General features: G+C 68.9%; 18 protein-coding genes. 11 read left to right on the top strand and 7 right to left on the bottom strand.

The genetic code is table 11. From position 1 onward, the window contains the following. Positions 1–26 precede the first annotated feature (26 nt). Both H507_RS18075 and H507_RS18080 read left to right on the top strand, forming a co-directional pair. Complete coding sequence (locus H507_RS18075; protein WP_211217328.1) at positions 27–461, top strand: hypothetical protein; 435 nt, start codon at positions 27–29, stop codon at positions 459–461. Between the two features lies 1 nt (position 462). Then, positions 463–1,074 (top strand): polysaccharide deacetylase family protein, encoded by a 612-nt coding sequence (locus tag H507_RS18080; RefSeq protein ID WP_211217329.1) that lies wholly within the window; start codon positions 463–465, stop codon positions 1,072–1,074. Positions 1,075–1,091: 17 nt separating this feature from the next. On the opposite strand, the gene H507_RS0109550 is transcribed toward H507_RS18080, so the two are convergent. Then, entirely contained in the window at positions 1,092–1,529 is a 438-nt protein-coding gene (locus tag H507_RS0109550; protein WP_022910493.1) for a DUF3052 domain-containing protein, read from the bottom strand. A 159-nt stretch (positions 1,530–1,688) separates the two neighbouring features. Between H507_RS0109550 and H507_RS0109555 the strand changes: the two genes are divergently transcribed. Then, positions 1,689–2,741 carry an LLM class flavin-dependent oxidoreductase gene (locus H507_RS0109555; protein WP_022910494.1) on the top strand — a complete coding sequence of 351 codons (1,053 nt, stop codon included), beginning with the start codon at positions 1,689–1,691 and terminating at the stop codon, positions 2,739–2,741. A gap of 99 nt (positions 2,742–2,840) precedes the next feature. Here the strand turns inward: H507_RS0109555 and aceE are convergent, their stop codons facing one another. Next, positions 2,841–5,582, bottom strand: a complete 2,742-nt coding sequence (gene aceE, locus H507_RS0109560; protein ID WP_022910495.1) for a pyruvate dehydrogenase (acetyl-transferring), homodimeric type — start codon at positions 5,580–5,582, stop codon at positions 2,841–2,843. 109 nt (positions 5,583–5,691) lie between these two features. On the opposite strand from aceE, the gene H507_RS0109565 reads away from it, so the two are divergent. Further along, positions 5,692–6,249 carry a GNAT family N-acetyltransferase gene (locus tag H507_RS0109565; RefSeq protein ID WP_022910496.1) on the top strand — a complete coding sequence of 186 codons (558 nt, stop codon included), beginning with the start codon at positions 5,692–5,694 and terminating at the stop codon, positions 6,247–6,249. On the opposite strand, the gene H507_RS0109570 is transcribed toward H507_RS0109565, so the two are convergent. Further along, positions 6,224–7,255, bottom strand: coding sequence for a PHP domain-containing protein (locus tag H507_RS0109570; protein ID WP_022910497.1), 1,032 nt, complete (start codon positions 7,253–7,255; stop codon positions 6,224–6,226). The two genes, H507_RS0109565 and H507_RS0109570, sit on opposite strands and share 26 nt — an antisense overlap. 85 nt (positions 7,256–7,340) lie before the next feature. Between H507_RS0109570 and H507_RS0109575 the strand changes: the two genes are divergently transcribed. The 5 genes from H507_RS0109575 to H507_RS0109595 all read left to right on the top strand — a co-directional run bounded on the left by H507_RS0109575 (position 7,341) and on the right by H507_RS0109595 (position 12,329). Further along, positions 7,341–8,471 (top strand): PucR family transcriptional regulator, encoded by a 1,131-nt coding sequence (locus H507_RS0109575; protein WP_026378047.1) that lies wholly within the window; start codon positions 7,341–7,343, stop codon positions 8,469–8,471. A gap of 214 nt (positions 8,472–8,685) precedes the next feature. Continuing rightward, positions 8,686–9,645: an ACP S-malonyltransferase gene (locus H507_RS15935; RefSeq protein WP_022910499.1), complete on the top strand. Its 960-nt coding sequence runs from the start codon at positions 8,686–8,688 to the stop codon at positions 9,643–9,645. Continuing rightward, positions 9,642–10,637: a beta-ketoacyl-ACP synthase III gene (locus H507_RS0109585; RefSeq protein ID WP_425393312.1), complete on the top strand. Its 996-nt coding sequence runs from the start codon at positions 9,642–9,644 to the stop codon at positions 10,635–10,637. The genes H507_RS15935 and H507_RS0109585 overlap by 4 nt, the downstream gene beginning before the upstream one ends. A gap of 91 nt (positions 10,638–10,728) precedes the next feature. Continuing rightward, positions 10,729–10,974, top strand: coding sequence for an acyl carrier protein (locus H507_RS0109590; RefSeq protein WP_022910501.1), 246 nt, complete (start codon positions 10,729–10,731; stop codon positions 10,972–10,974). An 86-nt stretch (positions 10,975–11,060) separates the two neighbouring features. After that, on the top strand, positions 11,061–12,329 hold the full coding sequence (locus H507_RS0109595) for a beta-ketoacyl-[acyl-carrier-protein] synthase family protein (protein WP_022910502.1): 1,269 nt from the start codon (positions 11,061–11,063) through the stop codon (positions 12,327–12,329). Between the two features lie 61 nt (positions 12,330–12,390). Here the strand turns inward: H507_RS0109595 and H507_RS0109600 are convergent, their stop codons facing one another. Continuing rightward, positions 12,391–12,909 (bottom strand): DUF3145 family protein, encoded by a 519-nt coding sequence (locus H507_RS0109600; protein ID WP_022910503.1) that lies wholly within the window; start codon positions 12,907–12,909, stop codon positions 12,391–12,393. Between the two features lie 114 nt (positions 12,910–13,023). Between H507_RS0109600 and H507_RS15940 the strand changes: the two genes are divergently transcribed. Both H507_RS15940 and H507_RS0109610 read left to right on the top strand, forming a co-directional pair. Continuing rightward, entirely contained in the window at positions 13,024–14,916 is a 1,893-nt protein-coding gene (locus H507_RS15940) for an alpha/beta hydrolase family protein (RefSeq protein ID WP_022910504.1), read from the top strand. 10 nt (positions 14,917–14,926) lie between these two features. Further along, the gene (locus tag H507_RS0109610; RefSeq protein WP_022910505.1) at positions 14,927–16,675 is read left to right on the top strand and encodes an FG-GAP-like repeat-containing protein; all 1,749 of its coding nucleotides are present in this window, start codon (positions 14,927–14,929) and stop codon (positions 16,673–16,675) included. 2 nt (positions 16,676–16,677) lie between these two features. Here the strand turns inward: H507_RS0109610 and H507_RS0109615 are convergent, their stop codons facing one another. From H507_RS0109615 to H507_RS0109625, 3 genes are read right to left on the bottom strand one after another with little or no spacing between them, the layout of a single operon-like run. Further along, positions 16,678–17,370 carry a YggS family pyridoxal phosphate-dependent enzyme gene (locus tag H507_RS0109615; protein WP_022910506.1) on the bottom strand — a complete coding sequence of 231 codons (693 nt, stop codon included), beginning with the start codon at positions 17,368–17,370 and terminating at the stop codon, positions 16,678–16,680. Continuing rightward, positions 17,367–18,329, bottom strand: a complete 963-nt coding sequence (locus tag H507_RS0109620; protein WP_022910507.1) for a VWA domain-containing protein — start codon at positions 18,327–18,329, stop codon at positions 17,367–17,369. The genes H507_RS0109615 and H507_RS0109620 overlap by 4 nt, the downstream gene beginning before the upstream one ends. Further along, a complete protein-coding gene (locus H507_RS0109625) occupies positions 18,317–19,279 on the bottom strand; it encodes a VWA domain-containing protein (protein ID WP_022910508.1) in 963 nt (320 codons plus the stop codon). Before H507_RS0109625 ends, H507_RS0109620 begins: the two co-directional genes overlap by 13 nt. Between the last annotated feature and the right edge of the window lie 30 nt (positions 19,280–19,309).

Genomic DNA, 19,309 nt, shown 5'->3' on the forward strand with positions numbered 1-19,309 from the left:
TCGCACCGGAAAGCGGCGACGCGCACGTGGCTCGCCCTGTGCTCGGTGGGCATCCTCGCCGCCGGCTGCACCGGCGGATCCGTCACCCCGACCTCCACCCTCAGCGCCACCTCGGCGCCTTCGGTCTCCGCACCGACGTCGGGTGGACCCTCGTCGTCGGGGCCCTCCATCGTGCAGTCGACTCCGGTGCAGTCCACGAGGACGACCCAGGTCTCGCCTTCGATCACAACGCCCACCACGCCGGCACCCACGACGGCATCGCACCCCGCGTCCTCGACCACCTCACCACCGAGCACGCGACCCCCGACCACGCGGCCCCCCACGAGCGCCCCTCCCACGACGAGTGCACCCACCAGTCGTCCGCCCACCAGTCGTCCGCCCAGCAGCCCAGTTCCGTCCAGCCCGACGCCGCGCCCGCCGACGACCAGTTGCCGGCTCCCGGCCTCACTGCTGGGTCGTGACGTGGCGGCGCTACCGGTGTCGCGCCCCGTCGTTGCGCTCACCTTCGACGCAGGTGCCAGCAATGAGGGTGTCGCCCCGATCCTCGCGACCCTGAAGCGGGAGGGCGTGCCAGCGACGTTCTTCCTGACCGGCGAGTTCGTGGACGACTTCCCCGCCAGCGCACGCGCGATGGCGGCCTACGGGCCGGTCGGCAACCACACCTACCACCACCCTGACCTGACGACGCTCAGCGATTCCCGGGTACGAACCGAGATCCGGTCAGCGGCCAGCCGGATCCGCACCGTCACGGGGCATGACCCGCAGCCGCTGTTCCGGTTCCCGTTCGGGGCGGTGGACGCCCACCGCATCATCGTGGTCAACGACGAGTGCTACGTTCCCTTCCGCTGGACCGTGGACACGCTGGGGTGGAAGGGGACCTCGGGTGGCCAATCGGTCGACACCGTCGTCTCGCGAGTCATCTCCCAGGCGCGTCCCGGCGAGATCGTACTGATGCACGTCGGCGCTCACCCCACCGATCATTCGACTCTTGACGCCGACGCCCTCGCTCGGGTGATCACCGAGCTTCGTGCCCGGGGCTACTCCTTCACCACCCTCGCCAGCATCGTGGGCTGAGGGCCGTGGCGGGAGGCTCAGCGGCCGCGACCGGCCTTCGGACGGACCACTTTCTGCACGTGCCAGGTCTGCGAGACGCCCACCGGGGCCGTGACGGCCATGCCTGCGGTGGTCACACCTTCGGAGATGTCTGCCGCGTCGACGTGACCGGGTCGGCCCACCTTCGGGGTGGCGAGCCAGACGTGGCCCGACTTCGACAGGTCGGTGAGCGAATCGACGAGGGCATCAGCGACGTCGCCGTCGTCTGCCCGCCACCACAGCAGCACGGCATCGACCCCATCGACGGCCTCGTCGACCAGGTCGGCGTCGATCGCGTCCATGATGGCGTCGCGAAGCACCTCGTCCACGTCATCGTCCCAACCCAGTTCCTGCACGACCTGCCCGGGCTTGAGCCCCAGCAAAGTCGCGACCTCTGTCGTCCCCACGGTGACGAAGACCTTCCTGTTCGAGTACATCGTTGGGGCAAGCCTGCCAGACTTTCCCCCTCTCCCACCAGAGCCGCGGCCGCGGCGGGGTTCACCGGGGGGACGGGCACAGGGCTGGACGACACGCTGGAACAAACCGCCCGACCGTCCGGTTGAGTGGTTGAAATCGAAACGACCTCAGGAGTTCTCGTGAGCACCACCCAGCCCCGTACCGGACCCCAGTTCGGCCTCGACACGTTCGGCGACGTCACCGTCGACCGCCACGGCGTCACCCAGCACCCCGCCACGGTGATCCGGAACCTGGTCGAGCAGGCAGTCCTGGCCGACCGGGTCGGGGTTGACGCCATCGGCATCGGCGAGCACCACCGTGACGACTTCGCCGTCAGCGCCCCCGACGTGGTGCTGGCAGGTGTTGCCACCCGCACCGAGCGCATCCTGCTCGGGTCCGCCGTGACGGTGCTCTCGTCCGACGACCCGATCCGGGTGTTCGAGCGCTACTCCACCATCGACGCCCTCTCGCACGGGCGGGCCGAGGTGCAGGTGGGTCGTGGGTCGTTCACCGAGTCGTTCCCGCTGTTCGGGTTCGACCTGCGCGACTACGAGGTGCTGTTCGAGGAGAAGCTCGACCTGTTCGCGAAGCTGCTGGCCGGGGGTGCGGTGAGTTGGGAGGGCACCACCCGGCCCCCGCTCGACGGGGTCACCGTGCACCCAGCCACGGAGTCGGGCCGCCTGCGTGCCTGGATCGGCGTGGGCGGCAGCCCCGAGTCGGTGGTTCGGGCCGCGCGGCACCAGATCCCCATGATGCTGGCCATCATCGGTGGGCCCGCCGACCGCTTCAAGCCCTTCGCCGACCTGTACCGACGCGCGCTGGGCGAGTTCGGCCATGCTCCCCAGCCGGTCGGGGTGCACTCCCCCGGCCACATCGCCGAGACCGACGACCAGGCCCGGGAGGAACTGTGGCCGCACTTCAAGGCGAACCGCGACCGCATCGGCATCGAGCGTGGCTGGGGTGAGGCGACCCGCGACCAGTTCGACCACGACATCGAACACGGCGCGCTCTACGTTGGCTCGCCCGAGACCGTTGCGGCCAAGATCGCCCGCACGGTGACGCTGCTCGACCTCGACCGATTCGACCTGAAGTACGCGAACGGGCCGATGCCGCACGAGCAGTTGATGGCGTCGATCGAGCTCTACGGCACCGCCGTGATCCCGCAGGTGCGCGAGATCCTGGCAGCCAACTGAGTCTGGTCCGCGCTCGTCCTGGGCGTGGAACCAGCCCGCGCCGGGCCCCCGATGTGGGGGCCCGGCGCGGTGCTGCGGTTCGGTGCCGTGGAGGGACGGTCAGGCGTCACCGCCGGCGTTGCCCGAGGCGCCTGCGGCCGGGTTCATCAGGTCGTACTTGTCGAAGGCCTGCTTGGCCCACTCGGCCGGCACCTGTCCCTGCTTGGCCAACTGCTGCAGCGTCCGCACGACGATCGAGGGACCGTCGATGTGGAAGAAGCGGCGGGCGGCTGCGCGGGTGTCGGAGAAGCCGAAGCCGTCGGCACCCAGCGAGATGAAGTCGCCCGGTACCCACTGCGCGATCTGGTCCTGCACCTGACGCATGTAGTCCGAGACCGCGATGACGGGCCCGGGACGATCCTGCAGCTTCTGGGTGACGTAGGGAACCCGCTCCTCGCCGTGCAGGAAGTTCGCCTCGTCGGCGGCCAGACCGTCGCGACGCAGTTCTCCCCAGCTGGTCACCGACCAGACGTCGGCGACCACTCCGAAGTCCTGCTTGAGCAGCTGCTGGGCCTCCAGCGCCCACGGCACCCCCACGCCGGAAGCCAGGATCTGGGCGCGGCGGGCGTCCTCCCCCACTCCGTCGAAGGAACCTTCCTTGAGCAGGTACATCCCCTTGAGGATGCCCTCGGCGTCGACGTTCTCGGGCTCAGCGGGCTGCACGAGCGGCTCGTTGTAGACCGTGAGGTAGTAGATGACGTCCTCGGGCTTCTCGCCGTACATCCGTCGCAGGCCCTCCTGCACGATGTGGGCGATCTCGTAACCGTAGGCCGGGTCGTAGCTCAGGACAGCCGTGTTGGTCGCCGCGAGCACGGGAGAGTGCCCGTCCATGTGCTGGGTGCCCTCACCGGTGAGCGTGGTGCGCCCGGCGGTGGCGCCGACCAGGAATCCGCGGCCCAACTGGTCGGCTGCGGCCCAGATGCCGTCACCGGTTCGCTGGAACCCGAACATCGAGTAGAAGACGTAGATCGGCACCATCGGTACGCCATGGGTGGCGTACGACGTTGCGGCAGCCGTGAAGGCGGCCACCGATCCGGCCTCGTTGATGCCCATGTGCATGATCTGACCCTGCGGGCTCTCGCGGTAGGCCAGCATCAGCTCGTGGTCGACCGGGGTGTAGTTCTGCCCGTGCGGGTTGTAGATCTTGATCGTCGGGAAGAACGAGTCCATGCCGAAGGTGCGGGCCTCGTCCGGGATGATCGGCACGACGTGGGGTGCGAAGTCCTTGTCGCGCATCAGGTCCTTGAGCAGACGGACGAACGCCATGGTCGTCGCGATCTGCTGTTGGCCCGAGCCCTTCTTGACCGAGGCATACGCCTTGTCGCCGGGCAGGGTCAGGGCAGCGGGCTGGTTGCGTCGCTCGGGCAGGAACCCGCCCAACTCCTGGCGCCGCTGCTTGAGGTACTTGATGCGCGGGTCGTCGTCACCGGGGTGGTAGTACGGCGGCTCGTAGGGGTTGGCCTCGAGCTGCTCGTCGGTGATCGGGATCTGCAGACGGTCGCGGAACCCCTTCAGGTCGTCCAGCGCCAGCTTCTTCATCTGGTGGGTCGCGTTGCGGCCGGCGAAGTGCTTGCCGAGGAAGTAACCCTTGATGGTCTGCGCGAGGATGACGGTCGGGGCACCGGTCACCTTGGTGGCCGCGTCGTAGGCCGCGTACACCTTCTGGTAGTCGTGACCACCGCGCGCCAGGCGCCAGATGTCCTCGTCGCTCCAGTCCTCGACCATCTTCGCGGTGCGCGGGTCGCGACCGAAGAAGTGCTCGCGCACGTAGGCACCGTCGTTGGCCTTGAAGGTCTGGTAGTCGCCGTCAGTGGTGGCGTTCATCAGGTTGACCAGCGCGCCCTCGGTGTCCTGGGCGAGCAACTGGTCCCAGCCACGACCCCAGACGACCTTGATCACGTTCCACCCGGCGCCACGGAAGAAGGCCTCGAGTTCCTGCATGATCTTGCCGTTGCCTCGCACGGGCCCGTCGAGCCGCTGCAGGTTGCAGTTGATCACGAAGGTCAGGTTGTCGAGTTCCTCGTTGGCCGCCAGCTGCAGCAGTCCGCGCGACTCCGGCTCGTCCATCTCACCGTCGCCGAGGAAGGCCCAGACCCGCTGCTGCGAGGTGTCCTTCAGCCCACGGTTGTGCAGGTACCGGTTGAACTGGGCCTGGTGGATCGCGTTCATGGGCCCGATGCCCATCGAGACGGTGGGGAACTCCCAGAACTCGGGCATCTGACGCGGGTGGGGGTACGAGGGCAGCGGGTGCGGCTTGGACTTCTCCTGCCGGAAGGCGTCCATCTGCTCCTCGCTGAGGCGCCCCTCCAGGAAGCCGCGGGCGTACATGCCCGGCGAGGCATGGCCCTGGAAGAAGATCTGGTCACCGCCACCGGGGTGGTCCTTGCCCCGCCAGAAGTGGTTCAGGCCGACCTCGTACAAGGTGGTCGCCGAGGCGTAGGTCGAGATGTGGCCACCGACCCCGATGCCGGGACGCTGGGCACGGTGCACCATCACCGCGGCGTTCCAGCGGAGCAGCCGGCGCACCTGGCGCTCCAAGGCCTCGTCACCGGGGTAGTCGGGCTCCTGCTCGACGGGGATGGTGTTGATGTAGTCGGTGCTGGTCAGCGAGGGAACGCCGATCTGCTGCTCCCGGGCTCGCTCGAGCAACTTCAGCATCACGTACCGGGCCCGGTTGCGGCCTCCCTCCTCGATGATGCCGTCGAGTGACTCCAACCACTCCGAGGTCTCCTCGGGGTCCGCATCTGGGAGATTGGTGGGAAGACCGTTGATGATGGGGCCGGACTCCGCGCGCTGGGTCACTGCGCATTCCTTTCTGCTGACAAATTCATCCACCATCTTCCACCGTGGCGTTCGGTTTGTCACAGCAGGGGTGTGGAACCCACCTTCGGGGGTGTGTCACGCTCCTGACATGGACGAAGCACCCGACCGACAGGCCGAACCGCCTCACCGCGCGCTGCGGGTGCGTCTGCAGACGCCCGATGACTGGGCCAGGGTTCGTGACCTGAGGCTCGAGATGCTCGCCGACACCCCCCTCGCCTACCTCGAACGGGTCGAGGACGCGCGTCGACTGACCGATGAGGACTGGCAGCGCCGCATCTCCACCTGGGCACCGGGTCGGGGTGAGGCCTTCGCCCTGACCGATGCCGAGGATCGCTGGCTCGGCCAGTGCAGCGTCACCCTCGATCGCTGGTCGAATCCGACCCGAGTCTGGGTCGGCGCCGTCTACGTCACGCCCGCGGCCCGCGGGGGCGGTGGCGCCGGAATGCTGATGGCTGCCGCGTCACGCTGGGCACGGGCCATCGACCACCACGAACTCTGGCTCGAGGTGAACGACCACAACCCCCGGGCGATCGCGTTCTACGAACGTGAGGGCTGGGTGCGTACCGGAGCGGTGCGCCCCTACCCCCTCGACCCAGAGGGTTCGAGCGAACTCGAGATGGTCAAGCGGCTCGACGGCGACGACTGAACTCGAGCAGTCGCTCGACCGGCCAGGTGGTGATGATCCGGTCGGGATCGATCCCGGCGGCCTCGGCACGGGCCGCTCCGAGATCAGCGAAGTCGAGCTGGCCCGGGGCATGGGCATCGGTGTCGATCGAGAAGACGCAGTCGAGCTCGTGGGCCAGCGCCAGCAGGTCGTCGGGTGGGTCATTGCGCTCGGGACGGGCGTTGATCTCGACCGCCACGCCGAACTGGGCGCAGGCCGCGAAGACCACCTCCGCGTCGAAGCTGGACTGTCCGCGCACCTTGCCGCCCTCGACCTTGCGCCCGGTGCAATGACCGAGCACCGTCGTGTGCGGGTTGGCGATCGCTGCCACCATTCGCCTGGTCATGTAGTCGGCGTCCATCTGCAACTTGGAGTGCACCGAGGCGACGACGATGTCGAGACTCCCCAGCAGGTCGTCGCGCTGGTCGAGTGACCCGTCGTCGAGGATGTCGACCTCGATGCCGCGCAGCACCCGGATGTCGCCATGGTCGGCCTGTACCCGTTCGATCTCGCGCCACTGCTCCTGCAGTCGCTCCGCGGACAGGCCGTTTGCGACCCGCAGTCGTGGCGAGTGGTCGGTGATGGCGATGTACTCCCGCCCCAACCGGGCCGCGACGGTGACCATCTCCTCGAGGGGCGAACCCCCGTCCGACCACAGCGTGTGGGTGTGCAGGTCGCCCCGCAACCGGGAGCGCAGCTCTGACTCTGCCAGCGGGGTCTGCCCCCACTCACGCAGTTCCGCCAGGGTCGGTGGCACCCTGCCGTCCATCGCCTCGCGGATCACGGCCGCCGTGCTCGGCCCCACCCCCGGCACCGACTGCCAGGCGTTGTTCTCGTGCAGCACCACCAGGTCGTCTGCATCGAGCGCGGCGAGCGCATCGGCCGCCTTGCGGTAGGCCTCCACCCGCCGGGTCTCGTCACGACGCCGTTCGCGCCAGAAGGCCACTTCGCGCAGTGCGGCCACGGGCGCAGGGATGTCGACAGGCATGGATCTAGGATCGCACTCGATGATCGAGCTCGACGAGGACCACCGCGCCGCACTGGTGCGCCGCCTGAACCAGGCCACTGCCCAGATGACCACCGCGGCCGTGTCGGCCATGGAGGAACGTCTGCCGTGGTTCCGCGACATGGACGCCGAGGAGCGTTCGTGGATCATGCTCGTCGCCCGCGGGGGCATCGACGGTTTCGCCAGCTGGATCCTGGCCGCTGATCCTGCGCACACCTCGTCCACTGCCATCTTCGATCGCGCCCCCCGCGCCCTGACCCGCCGGGTGAGCCTGTTGCAGACCGTCGAACTCGTGCGCGTCACCATCGCGGTGGTCGAGGAGGAGATCGAGGCGCTGTTGCCCGAGGAGGACCGTGAGGTGCTGCGCTCCGCCGTGGTCGAGTACTCCCGCGAGGTCGCCTTCGGGGCCGCTGAGGTGTACGCACGGGCAGCGGAGATCAGGGGGGCCTGGGACTCACGCCTGGAGGCCTTGGTCGTCGACGCAATCGTGCGCTCCGAGACCGACGAGACGGTCATCTCCCGAGCCTCCACCCTGGGATGGGTGGCCGGCACCAAGGTGGCCGTCGCCGTCGGACGAGCCCCCGACCTCGCGGAGCGAGGGCTCGAGGACGTCCGTCACGCCGCCGATCGGCACAAGCTCGGCCTGCTCGCCGCCGTGCAGGGTGACCGCCTGGTGCTGATCATCTCGGGTGCAACCATCACCGATCCCAGTTCGGCAGTCGAGGCCGCCGCCTGGTTGGCTCCCCACTTCGGTCCGGGGCCGGTGGTGGTGGGTCCGCTCGTCGACGACCTGGTCGACGCCTCAACGTCGGCCCGTGCCGCCATCGCCGGGCACCGGGCGGCCATCGCCTGGCCCGAGGGTCCCCGCACCATGGCTGCAGCTGACCTGCTGCCCGAGCGCACGCTGATGGGCGACGGTCACGCCCGTCGTGCGCTGGTGGACGAGGTCTACCGCAACCTCGAGAATGCCGGCGGCGACCTGCTAGCCACCTGTGTGGCCTTCCTGGACCAGTCCGGCTCTGTCGAGGCGACCGCTCGTGCGGTCTTCATCCACGCCAACACCGTGCGCTACCGGCTGAAGCGCATCCAGGAGGTGACCGGCTACTCGCCCATGGACTCCCGTGACGCCTACGTGCTGCGGCTGGCGATCACCCTGGGCCGACTGACGGCGGGACGCCCCGCCCCGGCCCGCGGCTGACCTCTTCGCGCTTGCCACATCGGGCCGTGCAACCGGTGAATCACAACCATGCGATTCATCTTTTCCGACAAAGCTCTCCGCCTGATACACCACCGTCGCCATTCGGGTGCCGCTCCGCGGTGACCCACGGTTGTGGGAACCCCACAACAGCCCCGGGACAGTTTCGTTGCCCCAGTCCGCCCGTCCAAGGCCTGCGACCGGCAGAGTTGACCTCGTGCTTGCCATCGTCGCGCCCGGACAGGGCGCCCAGACACCCGGCTTCCTGACGCCCTGGCTCGAGCGGGATTCGTTCCGCTCGACCGTGGCGCACCTCAGCCAGGCGGCCTCGCTCGACCTGGCCCAGCTGGGCACGCGGGCCGATGCCGAGACCATCCGCGACACCGCCGTGGCGCAGCCGCTGCTGGTGGCCGCCGGGTTGGCCACGGCCGACGAACTCCTGGCAGGGACGGGACCGCTCGACCCGGAGGTCGTCGTCTCCGGGCACTCCGTCGGCGAGATCACGGCAGCCGCCCTCACCGGCGTGGTCTCCGCCGAGGACGCGATGGCCTTCGTGAGCGAACGAGGACGAGGCATGGCGGCCGCGTCTGCGCTGCGTCCGACGTCGATGACCGCCGTCGTCGGTGGTGACCCCGCCGAGGTGCTCGCCGCCATCGAAGCCCACGGCCTGACGGCGGCCAACAACAACGGCTCCGGCCAGGTCGTCGCCGCCGGAACCGTCGAACAACTCTCCGCGCTCGCCGCCGATCCCCCCGCCCGCGCCCGACTGTTCCCGCTGAGCGTGGCGGGCGCCTTCCACACGGTGCACATGGAACCTGCGCAGGCCGCGCTGCGGGCCCTGGCCGATGCCATGACCACCCACGACCCCAGGGCCCGCCTGCTGAGCAACCGCGACGGCGCCGAGATCGGTTCGGGTGCCGAGGTGGTGGCCCGCCTGGTCAGCCAGGTGACCAACCCCGTTCGCTGGGACCTGTGCCTGGCGACGATGCGCGACCTCGGCGTCACCGGCCTGCTCGAACTGGCCCCGGCGGGGACGCTGACCGGCATCGCCAAGCGCAACCTCAAGGGAGTCGAACTGTTCAACCTGAACACCCCTGACCAACTCGACGACGCGCGCGAGTTCCTCGCCCGACACGTCACCACCACCCCCACCCAGCACGAGAACGGGACCAACTGATGAGCCTGCACGCCAGCCAGGGAGCCAAGTACGCCCGGATCCTGTCCGTCGGTGGATACCGGGGCAGCCGGGTCGTCGACAACGCCGAGATGTGCACCATGATCGACTCCTCCGACGAGTGGATCCGGCAGCGGACCGGCATCGTCGAACGGCGCTGGGTCGCCGAGGGTGAGACTCCCCGGACGATGGCGGTGGCCGCGGCGCGCAAGGCGCTTGAGCGTGCGAACCTCACCGCCAACCAGATCTCGACCGTCATCGTGTCGACCGTCACCCACTTCAAGCAGACTCCGTCATTGGCCGTGCTCGTCGCCGATGACCTGGGCTGTGCCGCACCGGCGGCCTTCGACATCTCGGCCGCCTGCGCGGGCTTCTGCTACGGCGTGGCCCAGGCCGAGTCGTTGGTGCGATCGGGAGCCAGCCAGTACGTGCTCGTGATCGGGGTCGAAGCCCTCTCGCTGGTTACCGACTTCACCGACCGCTCGACCGCCTTCCTCTTCTCCGACGGCGCCGGCGCCGTGGTCATCGGACCCTCCGACACCCCCGGCATCGGACCGGTGGTGTGGGGCTCGGACCCCTCGCAGGCCGACGTCATCGAGATCGACGACTGGCACGCCACCCACGAGTCGGACGCCCCGGGACCCTTCATCACCATGGAGGGCCAGAAGGTCTTCCGGTGGGCGACCACCTTCATCGCCGACAAGGCGCGCGAGACCCTGCGCGTCGCTGGCCTCTCCCCCGAGGAACTGGACGTCTTCATTCCCCACCAGGCGAACAACCGCATCACCGACTCGATGCTGCGGCACCTCAAGCTGCCCGAATCGGTCGTGGTAAGCCGCGACATCGTCGGCATGGGCAATTCCTCAGCGGCGTCAGTGCCGCTGGCGATGGAGGCCCTGCTGGAGTCGGGCGAGGCGCACAGCGGCCAGACAGCACTCACGATTGGTTTCGGCGCAGGCCTCGTGTTCGCCGGGCAGGTCATCGTCCTCCCCTGAGGCACAACCCCCACCAGACTTCCTGCGGACTACTCGAGTGTTCGCAGGGACGGAGCACCCGCTCCACCCCAACCACACCAAGGAGGGCCACATGGCCAGCACCGAAGAGATCCGCGCGGACCTCGCCGAGATCGTGAACGACGTGGCCGGCGTGGCCGCGGACGACGTCCAGCTCGACAAGTCCTTCACGGATGACCTCGACGTCGACTCGCTGTCGATGGTCGAGATCATCTACGCCTGTGAGGAGAAGTTCGGCGTGTCGATCCCCGATGAGGACGCCAAGAACCTGAAGACCGTCGGTGACGCCGTGGCCTTCATCGAGCGCGCCCAGGCCTGAGCCTGATCGGGTGGGTCGACCACGCCCTGCCGGGGCGGTGGTCGACCCACCTCGCGCATCACCAACAAGCAGCACTGGAGCACTCCATGACTACTGTCGTGATCACCGGATTCGGCGCCTTCACGCCGTTGGGCGTCGACGCCCCCAGCACCTGGCAGGCCATGCTCGAGGGCGTCTCGGGCGCCCACACCCTGCCCTACGAGTGGGCCCGTGACCTGCCCACCAACTTCGCCGCCGAGACCGCCGGCGACCCTGCCGAACGGATCGACCGCGTGGCCGCCCGTCGCATGGACCGCTCCACCCAGCACGCCGTGATCGCCGCCCTGGAGGCCTGGGCCGATGCGGGGCTGACCCTCGACGACGACAACGGCATCGACCGCGACCGTCTCGGCGTCTGTTGCGCCTCAGGCATCGGTGGTATGCAGTCGCTGCTGGGCCAGTGGGACGTGCAGAAGGAGAAGGGCTTCCGCCGGGTCAGCCCCTTCACCATCCCCATGCTGATGGCCAACGCGCCAGCCGCCAACGTCGGCCTGAAGCTCGGTGCCCGCGCCGCCATCCACACCCCGGTCTCGGCCTGCGCCTCGTCGAACGAGGCCATATCGTTCGGGCTCGACATGCTCCGCCTGGGTCGCGCCGACATTGCCGTCGTCGGTGGCACCGAGGCCGTCATCCACCCCCTGCCCCTGGCCGCCTTCGGCCAGATGCAGGCCTTGTCGCGCCGCAATGACGCCCCCGAGAAGGCTTCGCGCCCCTGGGACGTCGACCGCGACGGGTTCGTGCTCGGTGAGGGCTCGGCGATGATGGTGATCGAGACGCTCGAACACGCCCAGGCCCGTGGGGCGAAGATCTACGGCACCCTGGCGGGCGCCGGCATCTCGGCCGACAGCCACGACCTGGTGCAGCCCGACCCCGAGGGACGAGGCCAGGCCTCGGCCATGGTGAAGGCCCTCAAGGAGGCCGACCTGCAGGCCGCCGACATCAGGCACATCAACGCCCACGGCACCTCGACCCCACAAGGGGATCGCGCCGAGGCAGGTTCGATCGCGCTGGCCCTGGGTGACACCTCGGGAGTTCTCGTGAACTCGACCAAGTCGATGACCGGTCACCTGTTGGGTGGCGCCGGCGCTGTTGAGACCTTCGCGACGGTGATGGCGCTCAACACCCGCACCATCCCCGGCACCATCAACATCGAGAACCTCGAGCCGGGGCTGCCCGTTCAGATCGCCACCAGCACCACCGCGCTGCCCGAGGGCGACCTGGCGGGTCTGAACAACTCGTTCGGCTTCGGTGGCCACAACGTGGTCATCGCCGTCACCAACGCCCACCAGAGCCGGTCACTCCGTCCGGCTGAGTGAGGGTCGGGGTCGGCCGGGCTCCTCGCCCGGTCGACCGCTCTTGCCCGGGTGACCCCTGCGCTCAGACCACGTGGTGCAGCCAACGCACCTGGTCGTCCTCTGCTCTCCTGAAGGGTTCCAGCTCGGCGTCCCAGGCCGCGCCCAGCAGGGCCTCCAGGCCGTGGTGCAGGTCGGTGCCACGGGCGACGGCGGCAGCCATGGCCTGCCTGATCCGATCCTCGTGGACGACGATGTCGCCCACCTCGTTGGTGGCCGCAGCGAACACCCCCAGGCTCGGGGTGACCGACCAGCGCTGCCCCGCGCCACCCGATCGGGGGGTCTCGGTCACGTCGAATCGCACCCGTTGCCAGCGCGCGAGTTCGCTGGTCAGGCGAGCGCCCGTGCCGGCGCGCCCGGCGAACGCCAGTTCGGCACGCCAGCTGTTGGGTTCGACGGGTTGCGGCTTCCACTCCAGATGTGTGGGCACGCCGACCACGCCGCCGAGCGCCCACTCCAAATGGGGACGCAGAGCAGACGGCGTGGAATGGATCTGAACGACCCCCGTGACGGGTTGGTCGGTCATGGTCCGGCTCGAGATCATCGTGTGCCTCCTCGTCCAGATGAGCCTTCCCCAGCTGTCTGGTCGCGGTCGCACGATGACCTTGTGCCGATTGTGCATCATTCCCAGCAGTCGTGCCAGCCCTAGCATGTGGCCATGACCCAGCACCCGCTCCACGAATCCACCACTTCCGCGGCATCGACCCGTCCCCGACTGGTCACGGTGGACGAGGCCCTGGCGGGTGCACCCTCTTGGTCAGAGCTCCGGGCCGACCGCGACCGCCTGCTGTGGCTCGAGTCCCGGCCCACGGAGAACCGCCGCACCACCATCGTCGACGGCGACGGCGTCGAACTGACGCCCGCCCCGTTCTGCGTCCGCTCGCGGGTGATGGAGTACGGCGGCGGCGCCTGGGACGCGCGCGACGGTGTGGTGGTGGCGGTCGACGACGTCCGCAACCAGGTGATCGAGGTGGCCACCGACCGAGCCGTGACCCCCGCGTCCTCGCAGGTGCGCTACGGCGGGCTGCAGGTGCACCCGAACCTCGACCTGCTGCTGGCAGTGCGCGAGGACCACCGCGGCCCCGGGGAGGCGGTGACAACGGTGGTGGCGCTCCGGTTGTCCGGTGCCAACGACGACTTCGGACAGGTGCTGGTCTCCGGCCCCGACTTCGTCGCGGGACCGCGCCTGTCTCCCGATGGACGTCTCGCCTGGTTCGAGTGGAACCACCCCGACATGCCCTGGGATCGAAGCACTGTCCGCACTGCTCCCCTGGCGTTCGACGAGGAGGGCGGATCGGGATGGCAGTTGGGTGAGGTCACGACCGTCATGGACGAACCGGAGGTGAGCGCCCAGCACCCGCAGTGGGACGTGGACCCGTCGGGCACCACCACGCTGTGGTTCATGGCGGACGAGTCGGGGTACTGGAACCTCCACTCGTGGACGCCGGAGCAGGGGTCGAGCCTCGTCTGGCCCGTCGACGCCGACTGCGACCACCCGGTCTGGACGCTCACGGGCCCCTCATGGACAGTCAGCGGCGGACGGCTCCTGGTGCACCAGATGGTGCAGGGCTGGCCCCGGCTTGCCGTGATCGACCTCGTCGCCGGGGTCGTCCGTCACCCGGAATGCGACGGACTCGCGGAGGTCCGGTCGTGTGTGGTCGCCGGGAACGAGGCCCACGCCCTGGTCGGCCTGGTCTGCGCCGGCGACGCCCTGGTGCGGGTACGACTGGACGAGGACCATCCCAGGGTCGCACAGCGCGCCGGTGGACGCCGGCCCGACTGGCAGCCCACCGTTCCCACCAGCATCACCGTCAGCGGCAGCAACGGCGACGTGCAGGCATGGCTCTACCTCCCCGCGCCGGCCGAGCACGCACCGGCGCTGATCGTGAAGTCACATGGCGGTCCGACCTCGTCCGCCTCGATCGCACACTCCCCACTCAACGACTTCTGGACCAGCCGCGGCTATGCGGTGGTCGACGTGAACTACTCCGGCTCCACCGGATTCGGACGTGACTACCGCAATCGTCTCCGTGGCCAGTGGGGCCTGCTCGACGTGGCCGACTGTGTCGCGGTGGTCGACCATCTGGTCGACGCAGGCGCAGTCGATCCCCGCAAGGTGAGCATCACAGGCGGGTCGGCGGGTGGCTACACCACCCTGCAGTCACTCGTCTCGACCGACCGCTACACGGCCGGCGTCAGCAGGTACGGGATCGGCGACCTGGTGATGCTGGCCACCGACACCCACAAGTTCGAGAGCCGCTATCTCGACTCGCTGGTCGGCCCCTGGCCCGCGGACGAAGCGACGTACCTCGCGCGGTCACCCATTCACCACGTCGACCGGTTGTCGACCCCGATGCTGATCCTGCAGGGCAGCGACGACAGGGTGGTGCCCCCCAACCAGGCCGAGACCATGGCCGAGGCCGTCCGCTCGAAGGGGTTGCCCGTCGAACTGAAGCTGTACCCCGGCGAGGGCCACGGATTCCGTGGGGGCGAGGCACGCCGCGACGCGCTGGAACGAGAGCTCACCTTCTACGAGCGGCTGTTCGGATAATCTCTGCGACATGCGCCCTTCCCCCCAGAGTGCCGACCTGTCCCCCGATCCGACCCAGCGCGTGCGACGGTCGCGTCCGACCGCGGTGAGGATCTCGGTGCTGGCGCTGGCCACGACGTTGACCGCCGTGGGGCTGTTCGGTGGCACAGCTCATGCTGAGACCACTGCCGAACTCGGCCCGGCCCTGGCGCCCCCCACCGCAGTCGCACCGGCCACGACGTCGACGGGCGTGAAGCCCGCAGCCGATGCCCTGACCAGCGAGGCGCTGGCCCGCCTGAACAGCTATCGCAGCCAGTTCGGGGTGCCGGCCGTGACCGAGAACAGCACGTGGTCCCAGGCGGCGGTGGCTCACTCGAACTACATGGCCCTCAACGGCGTCGTCACCAACGCCGAGGACCCTGCCCTGCCGGGCTACACCGACGCGGGCAACGTCGCGGCGCAGAACTCCCACGTGGCCCTCGGCTACACCACGCCGACGTCATTCGTGGATGCCTGGGCGGCGTCACCGTTCCACCTGATCACGATGTTGTCGGGCAGGCTCACCACCTCGGCGTACGGCCAGGCCACCCAGTCGGGTCGCACCGCCGCCACCCTGAACGTGCTGCAGGGTCGCACCGGAACCGAGCCCACCAGCGGGTGGCCTCGGACCTGGCCCAAGGGCACCACGACCATGCTCGAGATGTCGGACGGCTCCTATCCCGACCCCGCCGCTGGCTGCGGCGCTCCGGTGGGCAGTTGGTACGGCACGGCCAACCTGATCGACTACGGCCCCTCGGCCACCGTCACCTCCGCCACCGCCACCCTGGTCGAGGACGGGAGCAACGTCCCCGTCTGCGTCCGGACGGCGAGCAGCTACTCCAACCCCACGGCCCGCGCGTTGATGGCCGGCAAGGTGCTCGTCATCCCGATGCGCCCGCTCACCCTGAACCGCGGCTACACCGGCACCGTGACCACCGCCTCCGGCACCCACGTGTACCGGTTCGACACGGGCAACCCCGCCTCGGGAGTGACCGGCGACCACAACGGCGACGGCCTGGCAGACATCCTCGCGGTGCGCGGCGACGGCGACCTGTACTTCTACCAGACCAAGCCCGGGCCCAGCGTCGCCCCCGGGGTGGTCGTGGGCCGTGGTTGGGGTCCCTGGGACTGGATGGCAGTCGTCCCCGACCTCAACGGTGACAGCCGCACCGAACTGATCGGACGACAGCACGACACCGGCAAACTGTTCCTCTTCTTCGGCCTGGGCCGGGGCCTGTGGAGTTCGGCCATGGAGATCGGACGCGGCTTCGACGGTCTCAGCCTGTTGACCGTGGTCAATGACGTCACCGGTGACGGACTGCCCGAACTGCTGGGTCGCACCTCTGACGGCTCCCTGTACCGCTACAGCTTCACCGCCGGCGGCAAGTACCTCAACAACACCCGCAAGATCGGCCGCGGGTGGGGCGGGATCGCCACCACCTTCTCCCCCGGCGACTTCTCGGGCGACGGCACTCCCGACCTGTTGGCCGTCACCCAGAGCGGGCTGCTCATTCGCTACGCCTTCTCGGGCGGCAGCTTCTCGACCGCCAACGTGGTGGGACGAGGATGGCAACCCACCGACAAGCTGTGGTCGCCCGGCGACATCGACGGCAATGGCACTGCCGACCTGCTCTCGGTGCGCAACGGCGGCCAGCTGTACTTCTACGCCAACCGTGTCGGCACGTGGAGTGTCGGCAAGGCGATCGGCAGCGGCTGGGACAGCATGCGCCTGCTGACCTGAGTTCAGCCGCGGGCGCCGAAGATCGCGGTGCCCACCCGAACCGTGGTCGCACCATGGGCGATGGCCTGCTCGAGGTCGCCCGACATGCCCATCGACAGTTCGTCCCACGCCGCAGCGAGAACGCCGTCGTCGCGCAGTCGCGTCTGCAGGGTGCGCATCGTCTCGAAGCAGGCGACGACCTCGCGGGGGTCGTCGCTGCGGGCGGCAATGGTCATGAGCCCGTCCACGCGCAGGGACGAGAACGGGTGCAGCGATCGACAGAACTGCATCACCTCGTCGGGGGCCAGACCGAACTTGCTCTCCTCCCCCGAGGAGTTGACCTGCACCAGCACCCGCAGGTCTCGTCCGGCGGCCTGGAGCCTGCGGTCCAACGCGGCAGCGAGGTCGAGGCTGTCGAGGGCCTGGAACTCCCCGACGTGGCTGACCACGTCGCGGACCTTGTTCCGCTGCAGGTGCCCGATCAGCACCCAGGTGGGCATCGGCAGGTCGGTGGCGTCGGGCCAGCCGGTGGCCTTCTCGACGACCTCCTGCACCCGCGACTCGGCCAGTTCGGTGCAGCCCTCACTGACCGCCTCGACCAGCAGCGGCAGAGGATGGGTCTTGCTCACCGCCAACAGTCGTACCCCCGAGGGGTCACGCCCGGCGTCGACGCAGGCCGCCTCGACCCGAGCCCGGACGGCAGCCAGCCCGGTCATGGCCAGCGGGCGGCCAGCGAGATGACGCTCAGCGCTGCCACGAAGCCACACAGCAGGGCCAGTCCCGCGTACCGCTCCGTCACCTCGACGAAGACCTTCTCGTAGCCGATGTCCTGGGCGATCGTCCGGTACACCTTGCCCAGTTGGTCGGCCGACTCGGCCGACAACTTCTTGCCTCCGGAGGCCCGTGCGACGTCGAGCAACTCCCCGTGGTTGACCGGCACGGGCTGGCGCACACCGTTCTCGAGCACGTAGCCGTTGGCCGTGCCGTAGGCGATGGTGTAGATCGGCACGTTCAGCTTCTTCGAGTCCTTGGCGGCCTGCAGGGACGAGCGGCCGGAGTTGGTGGCACCGTCGGAGAGCAGGACGATGGCGGCCGGGGCGACTGCCTTGGGGTCCTTCGGGTCGGGTGGAACCAGCTTCAGTTGGTCAAGGGAGGTGTAGATCCCCTCGCCGATGGCTGTGGATGGCTGTAGTTGCAGTCCGTCGATGGCTCGTTCCACGGCGCCACGGTCGGTGGTGGGCGGAACCAGCGGCTCCGCTGTCGCGGCGAAGCTCACCAGCGCGACGTTGAACCGCGGGGGAAGCGACGAGACGAACTCCTTGGCGGCCGTCTGGGCGGCAGCCAACCGACTCGGCTTCACGTCCTGGGCCATCATCGAGCGGGACACGTCGATGGCCACGATCACGGTCGCGCGCTCGCGGGGAACCTCGGTGTAGTCCTTCGGCTTGGCGTAGGCGACCACCAGGGAGACCAGTGACAGCACCGCCGCACCGACTGCGAGGTGGCGTTTCCAGGCGCGGTCCTTGGGCAGGATCCGTGAGAGGTTGCTGGGTCGTGACGGCGTGGTGTGCGGACGACGCAGCAGCAGGAAGACGTACAGGCAGGTGATGCCGATCGGCACCAGCAACCACCACAGTCGGTGCGGGAGCAGGAACTCCAGGTTCATGAGGGCCACCTCGCTGCCATCGACACGGCTCCCAGCGCCGCCACCACGGCGAACGCCAAGGCGTAGAAGGCCCACTGGGCCGTGATCTCGGTCTTGACGTCCTCGTAGCCGACCTCACTGCGAACGTCCTTGTAGACGTTGTTCAGTTGGCTGGCACTGTCGGCCCCCCAGGCCTTGCCGCCCGTGGACTGCGCGATCTGCCTGAGGGCCGCCTTGTCGGGTGCCACCCGTTCGCGCTTGCCGTCGAGGTCGACGTAGCCGGTCTCGGTGCCGTAGGCGATGGTGTAGATGGGGATCTTTCGTTGCTTGGCCTGCGCGGCTGGTCCCGCGGGAGAAGCCCCCTCGGTGTTCTGGCCGTCCGACAGCATCACGATCGCCGCAGGCGCCGGCTTGTCGTCCTGACCCTTCGGTGCCTGGTCGACGGCTTGAAGGGCCTTCGTGATCGAGTCGCCGATGGCCGTGCCCTCCTTCAACTCCAGCGCGCCGATGGCGCGCTGGGCAGCGCCCCGATCGGTGGAGGGTGGAAGCCTGGTGGCCGGCTTGCCCGACAGTTCGACGATGGCGACGTTGAACCCTGCGGGGAGTCGGGTGATGAACTCGGTCGCGGCCTGCTTGGCCGAGGTGAGTCGATCGGGTGAGACGTCCTTGGCCTTCATCGACAACGAGACGTCGATCACGACCACGATCGTCGCCCGTTCGCGCGGCACCTTCTCCTGACCCACCGGACGAGCCCACGCGAAGGAGAGGGCCACCAGCGACAGCAGCATCATGGCGACCGTCACGTGACGGCGCCAGGTCGACTGCTTGGGCATGATGCGGTCGAGTACGGCGGTGTTGGTGAACCTCATGCCCAACTGGGAGCGCCGCAACAGGATGATGACGTAGGCCAGCACCAGCAGCGGGATCAGGGCCAGCACCCACAGTCGTCCCGAGTTCATGAACTCCGGCAACCAGCTCATCGGCTGACTCCCTCCATCGACTGACTCCCC

Origin of the sequence: Aestuariimicrobium kwangyangense DSM 21549, from assembly GCF_000421525.1 — a bacterium.
Lineage (GTDB): Bacteria > Actinomycetota > Actinomycetes > Propionibacteriales > Propionibacteriaceae > Aestuariimicrobium > Aestuariimicrobium kwangyangense.

Coding starts and splice junctions, on each gene's coding strand:
- H507_RS0109550 (WP_022910493.1), bottom strand. CDS start 1,529: ATGTACTCGAACAGGAAGGTCTTCGTCACCGTGGGGACGACAGAGGTC.
- H507_RS0109565 (WP_022910496.1), top strand. CDS start 5,692: ATGGACGAAGCACCCGACCGACAGGCCGAACCGCCTCACCGCGCGCTG.
- H507_RS0109570 (WP_022910497.1), bottom strand. CDS start 7,255: ATGCCTGTCGACATCCCTGCGCCCGTGGCCGCACTGCGCGAAGTGGCC.
- H507_RS0109575 (WP_026378047.1), top strand. CDS start 7,341: ATGACCACCGCGGCCGTGTCGGCCATGGAGGAACGTCTGCCGTGGTTC.
- H507_RS0109590 (WP_022910501.1), top strand. CDS start 10,729: ATGGCCAGCACCGAAGAGATCCGCGCGGACCTCGCCGAGATCGTGAAC.
- H507_RS0109595 (WP_022910502.1), top strand. CDS start 11,061: ATGACTACTGTCGTGATCACCGGATTCGGCGCCTTCACGCCGTTGGGC.
- H507_RS0109600 (WP_022910503.1), bottom strand. CDS start 12,909: ATGATCTCGAGCCGGACCATGACCGACCAACCCGTCACGGGGGTCGTT.
- H507_RS15940 (WP_022910504.1), top strand. CDS start 13,024: ATGACCCAGCACCCGCTCCACGAATCCACCACTTCCGCGGCATCGACC.
- H507_RS0109610 (WP_022910505.1), top strand. CDS start 14,927: ATGCGCCCTTCCCCCCAGAGTGCCGACCTGTCCCCCGATCCGACCCAG.
- H507_RS0109615 (WP_022910506.1), bottom strand. CDS start 17,370: ATGACCGGGCTGGCTGCCGTCCGGGCTCGGGTCGAGGCGGCCTGCGTC.
- H507_RS0109625 (WP_022910508.1), bottom strand. CDS start 19,279: ATGAGCTGGTTGCCGGAGTTCATGAACTCGGGACGACTGTGGGTGCTG.